Genomic DNA, 21,289 nt, shown 5'->3' with positions numbered 1-21,289 from the left:
GCTTGGACGATCAAGACCTCAACCCTGCCACGCATTCCCCGCCAACCGGACCAATGCCCCGCGGCTAGCGGGTCAGCGACTTGCGCATCGCGCGATGCGGGATGCCCGCGTCCGGGAACTCCGGTCCGTACGCCTCGTACCCCAGGCGTTCGTAGAAACCCAGCGCGTGCGTCTGCGCGTGCAGGTCCACGGCTGTCAGGCCACGCTCGCGTGCCGCGTCCTCGATGGCCGCGACCAGCGATGCCCCCACGCCGAGCCCGCGCGCGGACCGCGTCACGGCGAGCCGGCCGAGCGCGCCCACTCCGGCCTCGCCGCCGTTCTTCGCCGCGGCGGCGGCCCCGGTCAGGAGCCGTCCCGTGCCGAGCGGAACGCCGTCCTCGCGCACGGCCAGGACGTGCACCGCGTCGGCGTCGTACGCGTCGTACTCGAGCTCTTCGGGCACCTGCTGCTCGGCCACGAAGACGTCCTTGCGGACCGCGAAGCAGGCCTCCAGGTCGTCCGCGTCCCGGGCGACCCGGACCGTCACACCGGTCACGCGCTCTCCGCCCGCACCCGGTCCAGCGCCAGCTGGAGGTCGTCGGGATAGCCGCTCTCGTACTCCACCCACTGGCCGTCGCCCGGGTGCTCGAAGCCGAGCCGGACCGCGTGCAGCCACTGGCGCGTGAGGCCGAGGCGCTTGCCGAGGGTGGGGTCCGCGCCGTACGTCAGGTCGCCCACGCAGGGGTGCCGGTGGGCCGACATGTGGACGCGGATCTGGTGCGTGCGGCCGGTCTCCAGCTTGATGTCGAGCAGGGAGGCCGCGCGGAACGCCTCGATGAGGTCGTAGTGCGTGACGGAGGGCTTGCCCTCGGCGGTGACCGCCCACTTGTAGTCGTGGTTCGGGTGGCGGCCGATGGGGGCGTCGATGGTGCCGCTCATCGGGTCGGGGTGGCCCTGCACGAGCGCGTTGTACCGCTTGTCGACCGTGCGCTCCTTGAACTGGCGCTTCAGCGAGGTGTACGCACGCTCCGACTTGGCGACGACCATCAGGCCCGACGTGCCGACGTCCAGGCGGTGCACGATGCCCTGGCGCTCGGCGGCGCCGGAGGTCGAGATGCGGTAACCGGCCGCCGCGAGGCCGCCGATCACGGTCGTCCCCGTCCAGCCCGGGCTCGGGTGCGCGGCCACGCCGACCGGCTTGACGATCACGATGATGTCGTCGTCGTCATGCACGATCTCCATGCCCTCGACGGGCTCGGCGACGATCTGCACCGGAGCGGGCGCCTGCGGCATCTCCACTTCCAGCCAGGCGCCGCCGTGCACCCGCTCGGACTTGCCGACCACCGAGCCGTCGACCGAGACCTTCCCCGCCGCGGCGAGCTCGGCGGCCTTCGTACGGGAGAACCCGAACATGCGCGAGATGGCGGCGTCGACGCGCTCGCCCTCCAGGCCGTCCGGCACGGGCAGGGTACGGATCTCGGGAATCGTGCTCACCCATTGAGTATGCAGGAGCGCACCGACACTCCCGCACCACAGGGCACCCGGGGACGCTCCGGCTGGGCCTCAGTCCTTGTGGACGGTGCCGTCCGGGTCGAGGCCGCGGAAGGACAGCAGCACGATCAGGATGCCGCCGCAGACGATCGCCGAGTCCGCGAGGTTGAAGACCGCGAAGCCCTTCGGGGCGATGAAGTCGACGACCGCGCCCTCGAACACGCCGGGCGAGCGGAAGAGGCGGTCGGTGAGGTTGCCGAGCGCGCCGCCGAGCAGCAGGCCGAGCGCGATCGCCCAGGGCAGGCTGTACAGCTTGCGGGCGAGCCGGGCGATCACCACGATGACCGCCGCGGCGATGCAGGTGAAGATCACCGTGAAGGCCTCGCCGAAGCCGAAGGCCGCGCCCGCGTTCCGGATGGCGGAGAGGCGCAGCCAGTCGCCGATCAGCTCGATCGAGTCGTGGTGCTCCAGCTTCGCCACCACGATCATCTTGCTGATCAGGTCCAGGGCGTACGCGACGACGGCCACCGTGAACAGCACGGCGATCTTGCGCTTGCCCCTGCCGCCGGTCCCGGCCTCGTCCCGCTGCCCGTCCCGACCGCCCGCCGCCGTCTCGTCGGAGTCCGAACCGGAGTGCTCCGACTCGTCCCCGGCCGCCTCAGGGATGTCCGGCGTACCGATGATGCGCTCCGCCTCTGCCACGTGAGTCCCTCAACCTAGGTACCTGACTGGGGACGAGGGTACGGCACACGCATACGGTTCCCGGAGCCCAGGCCGCGCTCAGGAGCGCCGCTCCTGCTTCTGCTTGCACTCCACGCACAGCGTCGCGCGGGGGAAGGCCTGCATCCGCGCCTTGCCGATGGCGTTGCCGCAGTTCTCGCAGAGGCCGTACGTCCCCGCGTCGAGGCGTTCCAGGGCGCGCTCGGTCTGCTCCAGCATCTCGCGCGCGTTGGCGGCCAGCGACATCTCGTGCTCCCGCGTGATGTTCTTCGTGCCGGTGTCCGCCTCGTCGTCGCCCGCCCCGTCACCGGAGTCCCGCATCAGCCCCGCCAGGGCGTCCTCGGAGGACGCGATCTCGCTGCGCAGCCGCAGCGACTCGCTCTGGAGCTCCGTGCGGGCCTCCGCGACCTCCGCCGGAGTCCAGGGATCCTCGCCAGGCCGCACCGCGAGCTCGCCGGGCCCCACCGCGGCGGCCCGCGCCTTCGGCACCGCCTGGGGCGCCGCCGTGGGCTGCTTCGCCGCTGTCGCCGTGCCCGGAGTCTTCTTCGCAACCACCGTCGTGGCTCCCGTCGTCTCCGCGGCCTCAGCCGCACCTTCGGCCGCGGACGCGGCCGTTCCGTTGTCCGTGCCCTGCTGAGCCGTGCTCTTCTTGGCGGTCTTCTTGGCCGTGGCCTTCTTCGCCGTGGTCTTCTTTGCTGCGATCTTCTTGGCCGTGCTCTTCTTGGGGGAGCTTTTTGCCGGGGCGTGCTCCTTGGCAGCGCTCTCAGCGTCCGCCTCGGCACCCGCCTCCTGGGCTTCCCCTTCCTTGACCGGGCCCGGAGCCTTCTTGGCCATGGCCTTCTTCGCAGGGGCCTTCTTCGCCGGAGCCTTCTTCGCCGGCTCCCCCATCACCGCCCTCTTCGCCACCGCCTTCTTCGCGGCGACCTTCTTCGCCACCGCCTTCTTCACCGCGGCCTTCTTCCCCGTCACCGTCCCTTCGGCGTCGGACGCCGCCCCCGCGTCGGTGGATCTGCCGGACGCCGACTGCTGTACGGCGGTCTTCTTCGCCACCATGGCCGCGGCCCCTTCACATATTGTGATCTTGCTCGCGAATCGTGCTGGGACGATAAATCGACTCCAGGCCCGCGGCAACGGGGCACGCCGCCCGATTCGCCCGCCCCACGGGTGCCGCGCGGCGAGTCTGCATGCGTTGTGCCCAACTCCCCGGCGGGTAATCCGCCGGTGGGCGCCCGCCCGGATCCGCCCGCCCCGCATGTCGCCATTCGGGTCAGTCGTCCCCTCCTCCCCCACCCGTCCCAGGGCTCCCGGAAAACCGGTCGGCCGCCGCTCACCGGGCGCCGTACACTGGGCGGCAGCGAGAAGCGTGGATGGGGACGAGTAGCGGCGTACGCAGCCATGAGCGACCCGGGGACGGTGTGAGCCCGGGGGCGAGCGCGACGTGAAGATCACCCCGGAGCCGCCGGAAGAAAGCCGAGGCGTCCCAGCCGAGGCGAGTAGACCCGGTTTCGCGACCCCAATGAGGGGGCTCACCGGCACGGACCCCGTTCCGGAGGGCCAAGGAGGGTGGTACCGCGGGAGCGCGCCGCACCAGGCGCACACGGCTCTCGTCCCTCCGACGGAAGGCAGCACATCCGCCGGAGGACTTCGTTGAATACGCCGCCGCAGTACCGTCAGGTGCCCGCCCAGGTCGACCTGCCCGCCCTCGAGCACGCCGTGCTCGACTTCTGGCAAGAGCAGAAGATCTTCGCCAAGAGCCTCGAGCAGTCCGAGGGCCGCCCCGAGTGGGTGTTCTACGAGGGCCCGCCGACCGCCAACGGCATGCCGGGCGCCCATCACATCGAAGCCCGCGTCTTCAAGGACGTCTTCCCGCGCTTCCGCACCATGCGGGGCTACCACGTGGCCCGCAAGGCCGGCTGGGACTGCCACGGCCTCCCGGTGGAGCTCGCCGTCGAGAAGGAGCTCGGGTTCAACGGCAAGAAGGACATCGAGGCGTACGGCATCGCCGAGTTCAACGCCAAGTGCCGCGAGTCCGTGACCCGGCACACCGACGCCTTCGCCGAGCTCACGACCCGCATGGGGTACTGGGTCGACCTCGACGACGCGTACCGCACGATGAACCCGGAGTACGTCGACTCGGTCTGGTGGTCCCTGAAGGAGATCTTCAACAAGGACCTCCTCGTCCAGGACCACCGCGTCGCCCCCTGGTGCCCCCGCTGTGGCACGGGCCTCTCCGACCACGAGCTGGCGCAGGGCTACGAGACGGTCGTCGACCCGTCCGTCTACGTCCGTTTCCCCCTCACCTCCGGTCCCCTCGCGGGCGAGGCCGCCCTCCTGGTCTGGACGACGACCCCCTGGACCCTCGTCTCCAACACCGCCGTCGCCGCGCACCCCGACGTCACGTACGTCGTCGCGACGAAGGGCTCAGAGAATCCCGAGAAGCTGGTCGTGGCCCAGCCGCTCGTCGAGAAGGCCCTCGGCGAGGGGTGGACGGTGACCGGCGAGACCTTCACCGGCGCCGAGATGGAGCGCTGGAACTACCAACGTCCCTTCGACCTGGTCGAGTTCCCGGCTCCGGCGCATTACGTCGTGAACGCCGAGTACGTGACGACGGAGGACGGCACCGGCCTCGTCCACCAGTCCCCCGCCTTCGGTGAGGACGACCTCAAGGTCTGCCGGTCGTACGGTCTGCCGGTCGTGAACCCGGTCCGCCCCGACGGCACCTTCGAAGAGGACGTCCCCCTCGTAGGCGGTGTCTTCTTCAAGAAGGCGGACGAAAGTCTCACGAAGGACCTGGCCGACCGGGGCCTGCTCTTCAAGCACATCGCGTACGAGCACAGCTACCCGCACTGCTGGCGCTGCCACACGGCGCTGTTGTACTACGCGCAGCCGTCCTGGTACATCCGCACCACCGCCATCAAGGACCGCCTCCTCCAGGAGAACGAGAAGACCAACTGGTTCCCGGACTCGGTCAAGCACGGCCGCTTCGGCGACTGGCTGACCAACAACGTCGACTGGGCGCTGTCCCGCAACCGCTACTGGGGCACCCCGCTGCCCATCTGGCGCTGCGAGGAGGACCACCTCACCTGCGTCGGCTCCCGCGCCGAGCTCTCCGACCTGACGGGCACCGACCAGTCCTCCCTGGACCCGCACCGCCCGTTCATCGACGAGATCACCTTCACGTGCCCCCAGGAGGGCTGCTCCAGCACGGCCACGCGCGTGCCGGAGGTCATCGACGCCTGGTACGACTCGGGCTCGATGCCGTTCGCCCAGTGGGGATACCCGTACAAGAACAAGGAGCTCTTCGAGAGCCGGTATCCGGCGCAGTTCATCTCGGAGGCCATCGACCAGACCCGCGGCTGGTTCTACACGCTGATGGCCGTCGGCACCCTGGTCTTCGACAAGTCCTCGTACGAGAACGTGGTCTGCCTCGGCCACATCCTCGCCGAGGACGGCCGCAAGATGTCCAAGCACCTGGGCAACATCCTCCAGCCCATCCCGCTCATGGACCAGCACGGCGCCGACGCGGTCCGCTGGTTCATGGCGGCCGGCGGCTCCCCCTGGGCGGCCCGCCGCGTCGGCCACGGCACCATCCAGGAAGTCGTCCGCAAGACCCTCCTCACGTACTGGAACACGGTCGCCTTCCAGGCGCTCTACGCCCGTACGTCGAAGTGGGCCCCCAGCGACGCCGATCCGGCGCCCGCCGACCGCCCGCTCCTGGACCGCTGGCTGCTCAGCGAGCTGCACGCGCTGACCGACCAGGTCACCCAGGCCCTGGAGGGCTACGACACCCAGCGCGCCGGCAAGCTGCTCTCCGTCTTCGTCGACAACCTCTCGAACTGGTACGTGCGCCGCTCGCGCCGCCGCTTCTGGCAGGGCGACAAGGCGGCCCTGCGCACCCTGCACGAGGTCGTCGAGACGGTCACGCGCCTGATGGCCCCGCTGACCCCGTTCATCACGGAGCGTGTCTGGCAGGACCTGATCGTGCCGGTCACGCCCGACGCCCCGGAGTCGGTGCACCTCTCCTCCTGGCCGGAGGTGGACCTCTCCGCCATCGACCCGGAGCTGTCGCAGCAGATGGTGCTCGTGCGCCGGCTCGTCGAGCTCGGCCGCGCCACGCGCGCGGAGTCCGGCGTCAAGACCCGTCAGCCGCTCTCCCGCGCGCTGATCGCGGCCACGGGCTTCGAGTCGCTCAACCCCGAGCTGCACACCCAGATCACCGAGGAGCTCAACGTCTCCTCGCTGGCGTCGCTCTCCGAAGTCGGCGGTTCACTGGTCGACACCACGGCCAAGGCCAACTTCCGGGCGCTCGGCAAGCGCTTCGGCAAGGGCGTCCAGGCGGTCGCCAAGGCCGTCGCCGACGCGGACGCGGCCGCGCTGTCGCTGGCCCTGCGCGAGGGCACGGCGTCGGTCGAGGTCGACGGCGAGACGGTGACGCTCGCCCCCGACGAGGTCATCATCACGGAGACCCCGCGCGAGGGCTGGTCGGTGGCGTCCGAGTCCGGCGCCACGGTCGCCCTTGACCTGGAGATCACCGAGGAGCTGCGCCGCGCCGGCCTGGCCCGCGACGCGATCCGCCTGATCCAGGAGGCCCGCAAGAACAGCGGCCTGGACGTCGCCGACCGGATCGCCCTGCGGTGGACCTCCGCGGACCCGGCGGTGGAGACGGCCCTGGCCGAGCACGCCGAGCTCATCGCGGACGAGGTCCTCGCGACCGACTTCGCCCGGGGTGAGGCGGACGACACGTTCGGACAGCCGTTCACGGATGACTCCCTGAAGCTGACCTTCCGCCTCCGCAAGGCGTAAGCGCTCGCACGAAGGCCCGGTCCCGCCGAGATCATCGGCGGGACCGGGCCTTTCGCATGCGGGCCGAGCCGACACCTGGACAGCCGTACAAGCACGACAAAGGGCCGGGCCCCCGGAATATCCGGGGGCCCGGCCCTGAACGCTGCCGACGCCTAAGGCGTGGTCACGCCCGTCAGTTGTCGTCCTCGTCGATGAGGAAGCCACGCATCGGCGACGGAGCCTGCTGCATCGGCTGCTGGCCCTGCGGCCGCACCGGCGCCATCGGCTGGGTCATCGCCGGCGACATCTGCTGCTGGCTGCCGTAGGACGGGCCGCCGTTCTGCTGGTTGCCACCGCCCATCGACTGGTTGCCGCCGTAGGACGGGGCACCCGCACCGGCCGGAGCCATCGACGGCGCCGGGGACGGCGGCAGCGAGGCGGTGGCCGGCGTGCGCGGCGGGGCCAGCGAGTCGTCGGCCTGGGTCTCCAGCTGGCGCAGCTGCGACTCCAGGTAGGACTTCAGACGCGTGCGGTACTCGCGCTCGAAGCCGCGCAGGTCCTCGACCTTGCGCTCCAGCGTGGCGCGAGCGGACTCCAGGGAGCCCATCGCGACGCGGTGCTTCTCCTGCGCGTCCCGCTCCAGGGCGTCGGCCTTGGCACGGGCGTCACGCTCGAGGCCCTCGGCGCGCGAGCGAGCCTCGCCGACGATCTTGTTGGCCTCGGAACGGGCCTCCGCGATCGCCTGGTCGGCGGTCTGCTGCGCCAGGGAGAGCACACGGGCGGCGCTGTCGCCACCGGGGCCCTGACCGGGCTGCGGCATCTGCGGACCGTGACCGCCCATGGGGCCACCCATGGGACCGCCCATCGGACCCTGACCCATCGGGCCGGGACCCTGCGGACCGCCCTGCGGGCCATGCCCCTGGCCGTGGCCGCTGGGGCCTGCGGGCAGCTGCGGCGCGCCACCGGGCAGCTGCGGCGGGCCGCCCATGGGGCCACCCATCTGCTGCTGCTGATGCTGCTGCGGCGGCACCGGCTGCGGACCTGATATTGCGGCGGGCACGGGGGCGCCGGGACCGCGCTGGTCCTGCGGCCCGTCGGGGCCCTTGCGCATCCCGCCCTGCTGCTGGTTCTGCGCGGCGGCACGGGTGGCCGCGGCGAGCTTGGCGCGCAGGTCCTCGTTCTCGCGGAGGAGTCGCGTCAGTTCGGCTTCGACCTCATCGAGGAAGGCATCGACCTCGTCCTCGTCATAGCCTTCTCGGAGGCGGACGGTCGTGAACTGTTTGTTCCGCACGTCCTCGGGGGTCAACGGCATCTCTTCACCTCAACGTAGTCGTCGGCATTCGGCAAGACCGTATTAGACATCGCACTCATCACAGCTGACTCACGATGTGGATCAGGATGTAGACGATGATCATCAGTACGAAGAAGGACAGGTCGAGCGCCACGCCCCCGAGACGCAGCGGCGGAATGAACCGCCGCAGGAGCTTGAGCGGTGGATCAGTGACAGTGTAGGTGGCCTCCAGAACGACCACCATCGGCTTGCCGGGTTGCCATGAGCGGGCGAACTGGAAGACGTAGTCCATGACGAGCCGGAAGATCAGCACGATGAGGAAGCACATCAGCGCGATGTAAAGCACCTGCACGACCACGCTCATGTTCGCGGTTCCCTCTCCCCTGTTACTCGTACTTCGTCGTTCCGGTACTGCGTCTACGGCAACTACTGCATCACTGCGTCTCAGCTCTGGTTGAAGAACCCGCCCTCTGCGATGCGAGCCTTGTCCTCCGCCGTTACATCGACGTTAGCAGGCGACAACAGGAACACCTTCTGCGTCACTCGTTCAATGCTGCCATGCAGGCCGAAGACCAAACCGGCCGCAAAGTCGACAAGTCGCTTCGCGTCCGTGTCATCCATCTCGGTCAGATTCATGATCACCGGGGTGCCCTCACGGAAGTGTTCCCCGATGGTACGGGCCTCGTTGTAGGTCCGGGGGTGCAATGTGGTGATGCGGTAGGGCTCCCGCTCGGACACGACCTTGGGCATGATCACCGGTGCGTTCTTCTCCAGGCTCTGGCGTTCAGGTGTGATGGATGCCACGGGGGCGATTCGCGCCGGACGTCCGGATTCCGCGGATGGCGAAGCGGAATGGGCCGCCGGCTCGCGCGGGGCGGGCGGCTGCACCACTCGTACCGATTCGTCCCGTTGTGACTGATGGGACTGGTGCGACTGATGCGATGGTTCGTGCCTCCTGCGGTCGCGCTCGGGCTCCGGCTCGGGTTCGAACTCGTCATCGGGGTCGAACCCCGGACCGTCGTACCCATCGTCCTCCACGAGGCCGAGGTAGACCGCCATCTTGCGCATCGCGCCGGCCATGCTCTGAGTCCTCCGCTCTGTGGTGGATCGGCTGTCGTCGTCAACTGCCCGCGATCCACGAGGTATCCCCGCCCAACAGCGAGAATGACCATATTTTCTGCTGTGGTCCGACTTCTTGGCGACGTTACCCGAGCCCGGGTCGGACTCCGAGTACCGCCGTACCGACGCGCACATGTGTCGCCCCGGCCGCCACAGCCTGTTCGAGGTCCGCACTCATCCCTGCCGACACCATGTTCGCAGCAGGATGAGCCGCGCGCATGAGGGTTGAGAATTCCATCAACCGCTCGAACGCCGCCTGTTGCCGTCCCGCGTACGGTCCGGTCAGCGGCGCCACGGTCATCAGACCATCGAGCCGCAGCCCCGGCGCCCCCGCGACGAGGTCGGCCAACTCTTCGATTCCGCCGGGCCCCACGCCCCCGCGCTCGCCCCGGCCGTTCTCCTCGGCGTCGAGCGCGACCTGGATCAGACAGCCGATCTCGCGCTCCGCGCGCACCGCGGCCGCCGAGAGAGCTGTGACGAGCTTGGGACGATCCACGGACTGCACCAGATCGGCATAACCGGTCACGGAACGGACTTTGTTGGTCTGCAGCTGGCCGACGAAGTGCCACGTGAGGGGCAGGTCCGCGCTCTCGGCCGCCTTCGGCGCCGCGTCCTGGTCCCGGTTCTCCGCGACGTGCCGCACACCGAGTTCGGAGAGAATCCGCACATCGCTCGCCGGATAGGTCTTCGTGACCACGATCAGGGTCACTTCTTCCCGCTTGCGCCCGGCCGCCGCGCACGCCGCGGCGATGCGCTCCTCGACCTTCGCCAGATTTGCGGCGAGTTGAGACTTACGCTCCGTCATGCCCTATCAGTCCAGCCAGACATAGCCCGCGAGGCGGCCGGTGGTCCGGTCGCGGCGGTACGAGAAATGGTCACCGGATTCCAGGGTGCACACCGGCGACTGCTCCCGGTCGCACACCCCCAGCCGCTCCAGTTGGGCGTGCACCCCGGCGGTCACGTCGACCGCCGGCGTACCCCAACTCGTCCCGGCGTGCGCCGCGGGCTCGACGGCGGCGACTTCGGCGCGCATCGCCTCCGGCACTTCGTAGCAACGCCCGCAGACGGCGGGGCCGGTGCGGGCGACGATGCGCCCGGGGTCCGCGCCGAGCGCCACCATGGCCTCGACCGTGGCGGGCACGACTCCCGCCACCATGCCGGGGCGGCCCGCGTGCGCCGCGGCCGCGACCCCGGCCACCGGATCGGCGAGCAGGACGGGCGTGCAGTCCGCGGTGAGGACGGCGAGGGCGAGGCCCCTGCGGGCGGTCACCACCGCGTCGACGGCCGGGATCTCCGCGTCGGACTCCCACGGTCCTTCGACCACGGCGACGTCACTGCCGTGCACCTGGTTCATCCAGACGACCAGGGCCGGGTCGATGCCGAGGGACTTGGCGGCCAGCGCGCGGTTGGTGCGCACGGCCTCGGGGTCGTCGCCGACCGCGCCGCCGAGGTTGAGCTCTTCGTACGGAACGGCGCTCACCCCGCCCCACCTGTCGGTGAAGGCGAAGTGCGCGCCGCTCACGGTGCTGTGCTTGCTTATCACTTCGAGAAGTCCGACATCACTTCAGGAAGTCCGGCACGTCCAGCTCTTCGGCCTGGCTGTCCTGGTAGGGACGGGCCGGCGGGACCTGCGGCGGCGCCGTCGGCGCGGACGGGGCCTCGCTCACCGGGGCCGGCTCCGCGGGCTCCGGGGTTGAGGGCTCGTCGCGCGGGGTGACGCTGCCGAGGCCGCCGAAGGCCGGGCGGGACGATTCCGCAGGGCGGGACGGTGCGGAGGACGGGGCCGGCTCCTCGCGCTTGGGGGCTCCCGACGACGCCGAGCCGAGGACGTTGTCCCGCTTGGACGGTGGCTGGCCGCCGTCGAAGCCCGCCGCGATGACGGTGACCCTGACCTCGTCGCCGAGCGCGTCGTCGATGACCGCGCCGAAGATGATGTTGGCCTCGGGGTGCGCGGCCTCGCTGACCAGCTGGGCCGCTTCGTTGATCTCGAAGAGGCCGAGGTCCGAGCCGCCGGAGATGGAGAGCAGCACGCCGCGGGCGCCGTCGATGGACGCCTCGAGGAGCGGCGAGGAGATCGCCATCTCGGCTGCGGCCACCGCGCGGTCGTCGCCGCGGGCCGAGCCGATGCCCATGAGGGCCGAACCGGCCTCGGACATGACCGACTTGACGTCGGCGAAGTCGAGGTTGATCAGGCCGGGCGTGGTGATGAGGTCGGTGATGCCCTGGACACCGGAGAGCAGGACCTGGTCCGCCGACTTGAACGCGTCGAGGACGGAGACCTGCCGGTCCGAGATGGACAGCAGCCGGTCGTTGGGGATGACGATGAGGGTGTCGACCTCTTCGCGCAGCTCCGCGATGCCGTCCTCGGCCTGGTTGGCGCGGCGCCGGCCCTCGAAGGTGAACGGCCGGGTGACCACACCGATGGTGAGGGCGCCGAGCGAGCGCGCGATGTTGGCGACGACGGGTGCGCCGCCGGTGCCGGTACCACCGCCTTCGCCGGCGGTGACGAAGACCATGTCGGCCCCCTTGAGGACCTCCTCGATCTCCTCGCGGTGGTCCTCTGCGGCCTTGCGGCCGACGGCCGGGTTGGCGCCGGCGCCGAGGCCGCGGGTGAGTTCACGGCCGACGTCGAGCTTGACGTCGGCGTCGCTCATCAACAGGGCTTGCGCGTCGGTGTTGATGGCGATGAACTCGACGCCCTTGAGACCGACCTCGATCATCCGGTTGATGGCATTGACACCACCGCCGCCGACACCGATGACTTTGATGACTGCGAGGTAGTTCTGCGGTGCTGCCACGTCGAAGGCCTCTCGCCTCGAGTTACGTGTCGCCGTTTCGCATCGATGCGATGCGGCGACTGATGCCGAATGGGACGGTCCGAACGCCGACCCGAACCCTAACGCTGAAGTTTAGGGTTACCAGTGTGTCTGTTCCTTGGACTCTTCCGAACAGGACACTAAGTCGACAAGTGGCGCACGTTCAACGAACACGCCGAACCTCCCGTTTTTCTTTTCACCCTATGTGATCAGCCGTAGCGCTGCCGAACCAGGGTGCTGGCCTGCGACGATATGCGTCAACTCCCCGCTGACGCAGGGGCGGTGGGGACGCTCACATCGAAGTGCCGCGCCTTGGGAGCCGCTTTCATCAGCGCGACGAGGGTAGTGGCCTTGGATCGGCCCTTCTCGCCACTGCCCCAGTCGACGGTGCGCCCGCCGCTCAACTCCAGCGAGATGGAGTCGTACGAGCGGACCTTGAGGCTCCGGGTATCGCGGGCCACGGCTTCGGGCAGGTCACCGGCGACCCGCACCGCCTCGCGCAGCAGCCGGCCGGTGCCGAACCTGCGCAGGCTGGCCGCCCCGCTCTCCCGGTCCAACGCCAATTCGAGCTCCGGCACCCCCTTGGGCGCGCGCTCGACCGTGGCGAATCGCACTCCCTCGGCGTCCACTTCGACGAACTTTCCGCCCTTTTCGAGAACGAGGACCGGCTTGCGTTCCGTCACTTCGAGTCCGATTCCGTGCGGCCAGGACCGGACGACGTCAACCGAGTCAATTCGGGGCAATTTTGAGCGCAGCCGCTCCTTGATGGCGTCCGTGTCGACCGAAATCAGTGGTGTCCCGACGGGTGCGTCGGCCGCCTCCCGCACTTCGTCGGGCGTCAGGACACCGGTTCCCGACGTCGTCACACGTTCGAGGCGGAGCCACTGCGAGCCGTAGAGCACCCAGAGCCCGCCGGCGCCGAGGAGCACGGCGAGCACCAGTACGACGATCAGAGTGCGCGAACGCGGCAGCCCGGGACGGCGGGTGCGCTGCGGGCGGGGCGGGCCGGACTTCTTCTGCTGCCGTTCGGCGGTGGTCGGTCCGGCCACGGTCCCCTGCCTTCTCACGCGTTGCGGCGTGACGCAATCGCCTCGTACACCATGCCGACGAGGAGGTCGTCGGCGTCCCTGCGGCCGAACTCCGAGGCCGCGCGGGACATCTCGTACAGCCGGTGCGGGTCGGCCAGCACGGGCAGCACGTTGCCCTGGACCCACTCGGGCGTCAGTTCCGCGTCGTCGACGAGGAGTCCGCCGCCGGCCTTGACCACCGGCTGGGCGTTGAGCCGCTGTTCGCCGTTGCCGATCGGCAGCGGGACGTAGGCGGCGGGGAGCCCGACGGCGGAGAGTTCGGCCACGGTCATCGCGCCCGCGCGGCAGAGCATCATGTCGGCCGCGGCGTACGCGAGGTCCATCCGGTCCACGTACGGTACCGGGATGTACGGGGGCATCCCCGGCATCTGGTGCACCTGCGGCAATTCGTTCTTCGGGCCGACCGCGTGCAGGATCTGGATGCCCGCGCGCTGGAGCACGGGGGCGACCTGCTGGACGACCTCGTTGAGCCGCCGGGCGCCCTGCGAGCCGCCCGAGACGAGCAGCGTCGGCAGGTTCGGGTCGAGACCGAAGGCGGCACGCGCCTCCGGGCGGACCCGGGCCCGGTCGAGCGTCGCGATGGTGTGCCGCAACGGGATGCCGATGTAGCGGGAGTTGCGCAGCTTGCTGTCGGGGGTGGCGACGGCCACCCCGTGGGCGTACCGCGAGCCGATCTTGTTGGCGAGGCCGGGGCGCGCGTTGGCCTCGTGCACGACGATCGGCGTCCCGGTCCGCTTGGCCGCGAGGTAGCCGGGCAGGGCGACGTAGCCGCCGAAGCCGACGACGCAGTCCGCCTTGGTGCGCTCCAGGATCTGCTCGGCCGCCTTGATGGTGCCGCGCAGCCGCCCCGGGACGGTGATCAGTTCAGGGGTGGGCTTGCGCGGCAGCGGGACGGCCGGGATCAGCGCGAGTTCGTAGCCCCGCTCGGGTACGAGCCGGGTCTCGAGTCCGCGCTCCGTGCCCAGGGCCGTGATGCCCACGGTCGGGTCCTGCCTCCGCAGGGCGTCCGCGAGGGCGAGCGCGGGCTCGATGTGGCCGGCGGTCCCCCCACCGGCGAGTACGACATGCACCGAAATTCACCGCTCTCCGGACGAACGCGCCTTGACGCGCCGTCGCATCGTGTTCCATCTCACCCGAGGTTGCCGCATGGCCAGGGCCGCCTTCGCCGCCGGGTCCGATCGCGCGAAGGCGATGAGGAGTCCGATGGCGAACATGGTCGGCAGCAGGGCCGAACCCCCGTAGGAGAACAGCGGGAGCGGGACACCGGCGATCGGCAGCAGACCGAGCACCGCACCGACGTTGATCACGGCCTGCGCCGTGATCCAGGTGGTCACGCCTCCCGCGGCATACCTCACGAAGGGGTCCTCCGTGCGTCCGGCCACGCGGATACCCGCATAGCCTAGAGCCGCGAACAGGGCGAGCACCGACAGTGTCCCCGCCAGACCGAGTTCCTCGCCGGTGATGGCGAAGATGAAGTCGGTGTGCGGTTCAGGCAGTTGACCCCATTTTTCCACACTCGCGCCGAGTCCGGAACCGAAGAATCCGCCGGAGGCCAGGGCGTAGATGCCGTGTACGGCCTGCCAGCACTGGTCGCCGGGGCCCGGGTCGGTGGCGCCGATGCACGCGAGCCTGGCCATGCGGTTCGGGCTGGTCTTGATGAGAATCACACCGAGCAGCGTCGCGATGCCCAGTACGCCGGCGAACAGCCGGGTGGGTGCTCCCGCGAGCCACAGCAGGCCGAAGAGGATCGCGGTGAGAATGATCGCGGTGCCCATGTCGCCGCCGAGCATGATGAGTCCGAGCAGCATGAAGGCGACCGGCACGAGCGGCACCAGCATGTGTTTCCACTGGGTAAGGAGCCGCTTGTCGTGTTTACGCGCCAGCAGGTCGGCGCCCCACAGGACCAGGGCGAGCTTGCCGAACTCACTGGGCTGGAGCTGGAACGGGCCGCCCAGGTAGATCCAGTTCTGGTTGCCGTTGACGCTGCGCCCTATCCCCGGGATCTGCACGAGGACCATCAGGAAGACGGTCACCGCGAGGATCGGATAGGCGAGCGCCCGGTGCAGCTTGATGGGCATCCGCATGGCGACCAGGAGCAGGATCGCGCCGAGCACGGCCGCCACGAACTGCTTCCGGAAGAAGTACGAGGCGGGCAGGTCCAGCTGCAGCGCCTGGATCATCGAGGCGGAGTAGACCATCACCAGGCCGAGCCCGGTGAGCAGCAGGCTGCTGCCGAGGATGAGGTAGTACGCGGTGAGCGGCCGGTCCCAGGCCCGGCGGATCCTGTTGTGGAGCCGCCGGAGCCCGCTCTCGCCCGGAGGGTGGGAGGCACCTCTGGCGCGTACCGGAGCCGGTCGTCTGGCGACCCGCACGGATGACCTGGCCACGTTCCCCTCCCAAGGGTGTGCCCGGCGCCCGCCGGACGGACAGCCCGGTCAGGCGCGCGTGGGACCGAGTTCGCGGACGGCGTCCGCGAACGCTTCACCACGCTTGTTGTAGTTGGTGAACATGTCCATCGACGCACAGGCCGGAGCCATCAGCACGGTGTCCCCCGGCTGAGCCAGCTCCGCCGCCCGCCGTACCGCCTCGGACATCGCCCCAGTGTCGGTCCGGTCGAGGTCGACGACCGGGACCTCGGGGGCGTGTCGCGCGAGGGCTTCGCGGATCAGCTCGCGGTCGGCGCCGATGAGGACGGCGCCGCGCAGCCGCTTCGCGGCGCCCGCGACGAGCTCGTCGAAGGTGGCGCCCTTGGCGAGCCCGCCCGCGATCCAGACGATCGACTCGTATGCCGCCAACGACGCCTGGGCGGCGTGGGTGTTGGTGGCCTTGGAGTCGTCGACGTACGCGACGCCCTCGACGTCGGCGACGTGTTCGATGCGGTGGGCGTCCGGGCGGAAGGCGCGCAGCCCGTCGCGGACGGCCGTCGCCTGCACGCCGAAGGCGCGCGCGAGGGCCGCCGCGGCCAGCGCGTTGGCGATGTTGTGCGGCGCGGGCGGCTGGACGTCGGAGATCTCGGCGAGCTCCTGGGCCTGCTTCTGGCGGTCCGGCACGAAGGCACGGTCGACCAGGATGCCGTCCACCACGCCCAGTTGCGAGGGTGCGGGCGCGTTCAGCGTGAAACCGATGGCGCGGCAGCCCTCTTCGACGTCGGCCTCGCGGACCAGGTCCTCGGTCGCCTTGTCCGCGACGTTGTAGACGCAGGCGATCCGGTTGCCCTCGTAGATGCGGCCCTTGTCGGCGGCGTACGCCTCCATGGAGCCGTGCCAGTCCAGGTGGTCGGGCGCGAGGTTGAGGACGGCCGCGGAGTGGGCGCGCAGCGAGGGCGCCCAGTGCAGCTGGTACGAGGACAGCTCGACGGCGAACACGTCGTACGCGTCGTCGCCTTCGAGGACCACGTCCACGATCGGGGTGCCGATGTTGCCGACGGCGGCCGTGCGCAGGCCCGCCGCGTGAAGGATCGAGGCGAGCATCTGCGTCGTCGTGGTCTTGCCGTTGGTGCCCGTGACGGCGAGCCAGGGGGCCGCGTCGGGGCCGCGAAGCCGCCAGGCGACCTCGACGTCGCCGATGACGTCCACGCCCGCCTCGGCGGCCGCGGCGAACAGCGGCGACGACGGCTTCCAGCCCGGCGAGGTGACGACGAGGTCCGTGCCGGGCGGCAGGCTCTCGGCGTCTCCCAGGCGTACGGAGATGCCCTCGCTCTCCAGAGAGGCGGCGCGTTCCCGGTGCGCCTCTCCGGAGCCGCCGTCCACGACGGTCACCGTCGCGCCGAGGCCGGCCAGGGCGCGGGCGGCGCTGATGCCGCTCACGCCGAGACCGGCGACGGTGATGTTCCTGCCCTGCCAGTCGGACACAGAGGTCACTTTTCGGCTGCCCATCCCGCGTAGAAGAGACCGAGGCCGACGATCACGCACATGCCCTGGATGATCCAGAAGCGGACCACCACAAGGACCTCGGACCACCCCTTGAGTTCGAAGTGGTGCTGGAGTGGCGCCATCCGGAAGACCCGCTTACCGGTCATCCGGAACGAGCCGACCTGGATGACGACCGACATGGTGATGAGGACGAAGAGGCCGCCGAGCAGCGCGAGGAGCAGCTCCGTGCGGGAGCAGATCGCGAGGCCGGCGAGCGCGCCGCCGAGGGCGAGCGAGCCGGTGTCGCCCATGAAGATCTTGGCGGGCGAGGTGTTCCACCACAGGAAGCCGAAGCAGGCGCCCATCAGTGCGGAGGCCACCACGGCGAGGTCGAGCGGGTCTCTGACCTCGAAGCACGCCTGCGGGTTGGTCAGCGTCGTCGCGTTGGCGCAGGACTCCTGGTACTGCCAGACACCGATGAAGGTGTAGGCGCCGAAGACCATCACGGAGGCGCCGGTGGCGAGGCCGTCCAGACCGTCGGTGAGGTTCACGCCGTTCGACATCGCGAGGATCATGAACAGCGCCCAGACCACGAACAGGACCGGGCCGATCGACCAGCCGAAGTCCGTGACGAACGACAGCTTGGTGGAGGCCGGCGTCTGGTTCCGGTTGTCCGGCCAGTTCAGCGCGAGCACGGCGAAGCCGATGCCGACGATCAGCTGGCCGGCCATCTTCGCCTTGGCGCGCAGACCGAGCGAACGCTGCTTGACGATCTTGATGTAGTCGTCGAGGAAGCCGACGAGGCCCATGCCCGCCATCAGGAAGAGCACCAGGAGGCCGGAGAGCGTGGTCTCCGTGCCGGTGATGACCTTCGTGAGGAAGTACGCGATGAGCGTGGCCAGGATGAAGGCGATACCACCCATGGTCGGCGTACCGCGCTTGCTGTGGTGCTCGCGCGGGCCGTCGTCCCGGATGAACTGGCCGTAGCCCTTGCGGGCCAGGAGCTTGATCAGCAGCGGGGTACCGACCAGGGTCAGGAAGAGCCCGATCACGCCCGCGAAGAGGATCTGCCTCATCGGCCGGAGACCTGCCCCTCAGAAGACACCGCGGCGTCGTCGAGCAGCGCCGTGGCGACCTTCTCGAGACCGACCGACCTGGACGCCTTCACCAGCACGACGTCACCTGGGCGCAGTTCATTGCGCAGCAGGTCGATCGCCGCCTGTGCGTCGGACACGTGCACCGACTCCTCACCCCACGAACCCTCGTTGTATGCGCCCAGTTGGAGCCAGGACGCTTCCCTGCCCCCGACTGCCACGAGCTTGCTCACGTTGAGCCGGACGGCAAGTCGTCCGACCGCGTCGTGCTCGGCGAGACCCTCGTCCCCGAGCTCGGCCATGTGACCGAGCACCGCCCACGTACGGCGCCCCTTGCCCATGGCCGCGAGCGCGCGCAGAGCGGCTCGCATGGACTCGGGGTTCGCGTTGTAGGCGTCGTTGACGACCGTCACGCCGTCCGGGCGCTCGGTGACCTCCATCCGCCAGCGGGACAGCGTGCCCGCCTCGGAGAGCGCGAGGGCGATCTCGTCCACGGACATGCCCAGCTCATGGGCGACGGCGGCCGCGGCAAGCGCGTTCGACACGTGGTGCTCACCGTACAGCCGCAAGGTCACGTCGCTGCACCCGGAGGGTGTGTGCAGCGTAAAAGCGGGCTGTCCGTTCTCTGTGAGCCGGACATTTTCCGCGCGTACGTCGGCGTCCTCGGCCTCTCCGAAGAGGATCACGCGCGCCTTCGTGCGCGACGCCATCGCGCGGACGAGCGGGTCGTCGGCGTTGAGGACCGCGGCGCCGTCCGCGGGCAGCGACTCGACCAGCTCACCCTTCGCTTGTGCGATCTGCTCGCGTCCGCCGAACTCGCCGATGTGGGCGGTTCCGACGTTCAGGACGAGCCCGATCTTCGGCGGGGTGAGTCCGGTGAGGTACCGGATGTGGCCGATTCCGCGCGCTCCCATCTCGAGGATGAGGAAGCGCGTCTCGTCGGTGGCGCTGAGCGCGGTCAGCGGCAGGCCGATCTCGTTGTTGAACGAGCCGGGCGTGAAGACCGTGGGCGCCTTGCGCCGGAGCACCTGCGCGAGGAGGTCCTTGGAGCTGGTCTTGCCGACCGAGCCCGTCAGCGCCACCAAGGTGGCGCCGAGCCGCTCCACGACGTGGCGCGCAAGGGCTCCGAGGGCCGCCTGCACGTCGTCGACGACGACGGCGGGCACGCCGACGGGCCGCGAGGCGAGGACGGCCGCGGCGCCTGCCGCGACGACGTCCGCCGCGTAGTCGTGGCCGTCGACGCGCTCGCCGACGAAGGCGACGAAGAGGCTGCCGGGCTCCACCTCACGGGAGTCCCGGACGACGGGTCCGGTGACCTGGACGGCCGGATCCGGTATGTCGTACGTCTGCCCGCCGACGACGGTGGCGATCTCGGCGAGGGAGAGGGCGATCACAACTTCATCCCTGGGTTTGCTGGATAGCTTCGCGAAGTACCTGGCGGTCGTCGAAGGGACGCACCACCCCGGCGATGTCCTGTCCCTGCTCGTGGCCCTTGCCCGCGACGAGGACGGTGTCACCCGGCCGCGCGCGGACGACGGCCGCGCGGATGGCGGCGGCGCGGTCCTCGAACACGGCGACGTCGCCGCGCTCGTGGGCCGGGACCTCGGCGGCGCCGGCGAGCATCGTGGCGAGGATCGCGAGGGGGTCCTCGCCACGGGGGTTGTCGGAGGTCAGTACGGCGGTGTCGGCGAGGCGGGCCGCGGCCGCGCCCATCGGCATCCGCTTGGTCTTGTCCCGGTCGCCGCCGCAGCCGAGCACGATGTGCAGCTTGCCCTCGGTGACCTTGCGCAGCGCGCGCAGGACCGATTCGACGGCGTCCGTCTTGTGGGCGTAGTCGACGACGGCCAGGTAGGGCTGGCCCGCGTCGACGCGCTCCAGGCGGCCCGGCACGCCGGGCACCGCGCCGATGCCGTCGGCGGCCTGCTGCGGGTCGATCCCCGCGACGGCCAGCGAGACGATCGCGGCGAGGGTGTTGGCGACGTTGAAGGGGCCGGCGAGCGGCGACTTGGCGGCGATCCGCTCGCCGGCGGGGCCGACCGCGACGAACGTCGAGTCGAGCGGCCCGACCTCGACGTCCTCGGCGCGCCAGTCGGCGTCCGGGTGCCCCTCGGCGGAGAAGGTGGTGACGGGCACCTCCGACTCGGTGATGAGCCGGCGCCCGTACTCGTCGTCGAAGTTGACCACTCCGAGGCGCGAGCGGTGCTTGGTGAACAGCTGCGCCTTGGCCTGGAAGTAGTCCTCCATGCCGGAGTGGAACTCCATGTGCTCCGGGCTGAGGTTGTTGAAGACGGCGACGTCGAAGACGCAGCCGTCCACCCGCCCGAGCACCAGCGCGTGGCTGGAGACCTCCATCGCGACCGCCTCGACGCCGCGCTCGCGCATCACCGCGAACAGCGCCTGGAGGTCGGTGGCTTCGGGGGTGGTGCGCTCCGACTTGATGCGCTCGTCGCCGATGCGCATCTCGACCGTGCCGATGAGGCCGGTCGAGCGGACGCCCTTGAGGCCGCCCTCGATGAGGTACGCGGTGGTGGTCTTCCCGGACGTGCCGGTGATGCCGATCTGCAGCAGGTCGCGGCCGGGGTGGCCGTAGACCGTCGCCGCCAGCTCGCCCATGCTGCCGCGCGGGTCGTCGACGACCAGGACCGGCAGTCCGGTCACGGCCGCGCGTTCGGCGCCGGTCGGGTCGGTGAGCACCGCGGCGGCACCGAGGTCGGCGGCCTGCGCGACGAAGTCGGCGCCGTGCATCCGGGCGCCGGGCAGCGCGGCGTAGAGGTCGCCGGGCCGCACAGCGCGCGAGTCGTGCGTGATACCCGTGATCTGCGCACTGCCCGGGTCGGCGACGCCCAGCTGGCCTGCGAGCTCCGTCAGCGAGGTCGGGGAGACCCGGTCCGGCCGCGGCGGTCCCGGATATGTCACGGGAACGCCCTTCTGGGTGGTTTGGGACTGATCAGCGTGTGGCACGGCGGTGAGCGTACCGGGCGTACCCCTCTCGGAGCGAAGTGAGGGGCGTGCCGGGGGGTGGTTCCCCGAGCCTGGCGTGATGGTTGTCACGAGCTGT

The 21,289-nt window shown here is 70.2% G+C and carries 18 protein-coding genes; 1 reads left to right on the top strand and 17 read right to left on the bottom strand.

What is annotated here, in order from left to right; translation table 11 throughout:
* Positions 1-64: 64 nt before the first annotated feature.
* The 4 genes from ACH4D5_RS26740 to ACH4D5_RS26725 all read right to left on the bottom strand — a co-directional run bounded on the left by ACH4D5_RS26740 (position 65) and on the right by ACH4D5_RS26725 (position 3,243).
* The gene (locus tag ACH4D5_RS26740) at positions 65-535 is read right to left on the bottom strand and encodes a GNAT family N-acetyltransferase (RefSeq protein WP_398307226.1); all 471 of its coding nucleotides are present in this window, start codon (positions 533-535) and stop codon (positions 65-67) included.
* On the bottom strand, positions 532-1,473 hold the full coding sequence (locus tag ACH4D5_RS26735) for an RluA family pseudouridine synthase (protein WP_398307224.1): 942 nt from the start codon (positions 1,471-1,473) through the stop codon (positions 532-534). Before ACH4D5_RS26735 ends, ACH4D5_RS26740 begins: the two co-directional genes overlap by 4 nt.
* Positions 1,474-1,542: 69 nt before the next feature.
* Positions 1,543-2,172, bottom strand: coding sequence for a signal peptidase II (gene lspA / locus ACH4D5_RS26730; RefSeq protein WP_398307222.1), 630 nt, complete (start codon positions 2,170-2,172; stop codon positions 1,543-1,545).
* Between the two features lie 78 nt (positions 2,173-2,250).
* The gene (locus tag ACH4D5_RS26725) at positions 2,251-3,243 is read right to left on the bottom strand and encodes a TraR/DksA family transcriptional regulator (RefSeq protein ID WP_398307220.1); all 993 of its coding nucleotides are present in this window, start codon (positions 3,241-3,243) and stop codon (positions 2,251-2,253) included.
* Between the two features lie 594 nt (positions 3,244-3,837).
* On the opposite strand from ACH4D5_RS26725, the gene ileS reads away from it, so the two are divergent.
* The gene (ileS, locus tag ACH4D5_RS26720) at positions 3,838-6,993 is read left to right on the top strand and encodes an isoleucine--tRNA ligase (RefSeq protein WP_398307218.1); all 3,156 of its coding nucleotides are present in this window, start codon (positions 3,838-3,840) and stop codon (positions 6,991-6,993) included.
* A gap of 172 nt (positions 6,994-7,165) precedes the next feature.
* Here the strand turns inward: ileS and ACH4D5_RS26715 are convergent, their stop codons facing one another.
* From ACH4D5_RS26715 to ACH4D5_RS26655, 13 genes are all read right to left on the bottom strand, one after another.
* Complete coding sequence (locus ACH4D5_RS26715) at positions 7,166-8,284, bottom strand: DivIVA domain-containing protein (protein WP_398307216.1); 1,119 nt, start codon at positions 8,282-8,284, stop codon at positions 7,166-7,168.
* A 58-nt stretch (positions 8,285-8,342) separates the two neighbouring features.
* On the bottom strand, positions 8,343-8,627 hold the full coding sequence (locus ACH4D5_RS26710) for a YggT family protein (protein WP_150166801.1): 285 nt from the start codon (positions 8,625-8,627) through the stop codon (positions 8,343-8,345).
* Between the two features lie 80 nt (positions 8,628-8,707).
* On the bottom strand, positions 8,708-9,343 hold the full coding sequence (locus ACH4D5_RS26705) for a cell division protein SepF (RefSeq protein ID WP_398307214.1): 636 nt from the start codon (positions 9,341-9,343) through the stop codon (positions 8,708-8,710).
* Between the two features lie 124 nt (positions 9,344-9,467).
* Positions 9,468-10,187, bottom strand: a complete 720-nt coding sequence (locus tag ACH4D5_RS26700) for a YggS family pyridoxal phosphate-dependent enzyme (protein WP_398307212.1) — start codon at positions 10,185-10,187, stop codon at positions 9,468-9,470.
* Between the two features lie 6 nt (positions 10,188-10,193).
* On the bottom strand, positions 10,194-10,904 hold the full coding sequence (pgeF, locus tag ACH4D5_RS26695) for a peptidoglycan editing factor PgeF (RefSeq protein WP_398307210.1): 711 nt from the start codon (positions 10,902-10,904) through the stop codon (positions 10,194-10,196).
* A gap of 37 nt (positions 10,905-10,941) precedes the next feature.
* Positions 10,942-12,180: a cell division protein FtsZ gene (gene ftsZ, locus ACH4D5_RS26690; RefSeq protein WP_398307208.1), complete on the bottom strand. Its 1,239-nt coding sequence runs from the start codon at positions 12,178-12,180 to the stop codon at positions 10,942-10,944.
* A gap of 275 nt (positions 12,181-12,455) precedes the next feature.
* Positions 12,456-13,247, bottom strand: a complete 792-nt coding sequence (locus ACH4D5_RS26685) for a cell division protein FtsQ/DivIB (RefSeq protein WP_398307206.1) — start codon at positions 13,245-13,247, stop codon at positions 12,456-12,458.
* 14 nt (positions 13,248-13,261) lie between these two features.
* Positions 13,262-14,356: an undecaprenyldiphospho-muramoylpentapeptide beta-N-acetylglucosaminyltransferase gene (murG, locus tag ACH4D5_RS26680; RefSeq protein WP_362992424.1), complete on the bottom strand. Its 1,095-nt coding sequence runs from the start codon at positions 14,354-14,356 to the stop codon at positions 13,262-13,264.
* Between the two features lie 6 nt (positions 14,357-14,362).
* Positions 14,363-15,673 carry a putative lipid II flippase FtsW gene (ftsW, locus tag ACH4D5_RS26675; protein WP_398307204.1) on the bottom strand — a complete coding sequence of 437 codons (1,311 nt, stop codon included), beginning with the start codon at positions 15,671-15,673 and terminating at the stop codon, positions 14,363-14,365.
* Between the two features lie 48 nt (positions 15,674-15,721).
* Positions 15,722-17,137, bottom strand: a complete 1,416-nt coding sequence (gene murD, locus ACH4D5_RS26670) for a UDP-N-acetylmuramoyl-L-alanine--D-glutamate ligase (protein WP_398307202.1) — start codon at positions 17,135-17,137, stop codon at positions 15,722-15,724.
* Between the two features lie 5 nt (positions 17,138-17,142).
* Positions 17,143-18,213 carry a phospho-N-acetylmuramoyl-pentapeptide-transferase gene (mraY, locus tag ACH4D5_RS26665; protein WP_125512299.1) on the bottom strand — a complete coding sequence of 357 codons (1,071 nt, stop codon included), beginning with the start codon at positions 18,211-18,213 and terminating at the stop codon, positions 17,143-17,145.
* The gene (gene murF, locus ACH4D5_RS26660) at positions 18,210-19,625 is read right to left on the bottom strand and encodes a UDP-N-acetylmuramoyl-tripeptide--D-alanyl-D-alanine ligase (RefSeq protein ID WP_398307199.1); all 1,416 of its coding nucleotides are present in this window, start codon (positions 19,623-19,625) and stop codon (positions 18,210-18,212) included. The genes mraY and murF overlap by 4 nt, the downstream gene beginning before the upstream one ends.
* Positions 19,626-19,629: 4 nt before the next feature.
* Positions 19,630-21,282, bottom strand: a complete 1,653-nt coding sequence (locus ACH4D5_RS26655; RefSeq protein ID WP_398307197.1) for a UDP-N-acetylmuramoyl-L-alanyl-D-glutamate--2,6-diaminopimelate ligase — start codon at positions 21,280-21,282, stop codon at positions 19,630-19,632.
* Positions 21,283-21,289 lie beyond the last annotated feature (7 nt).

Source organism: Streptomyces sp. NPDC018029, from assembly GCF_044327655.1.
Classification (GTDB): Bacteria; Actinomycetota; Actinomycetes; order Streptomycetales; family Streptomycetaceae; genus Streptomyces.
Note: the sequence above shows the minus strand (reverse complement) of the source record. Positions and strands in the feature narration are given on the sequence as shown.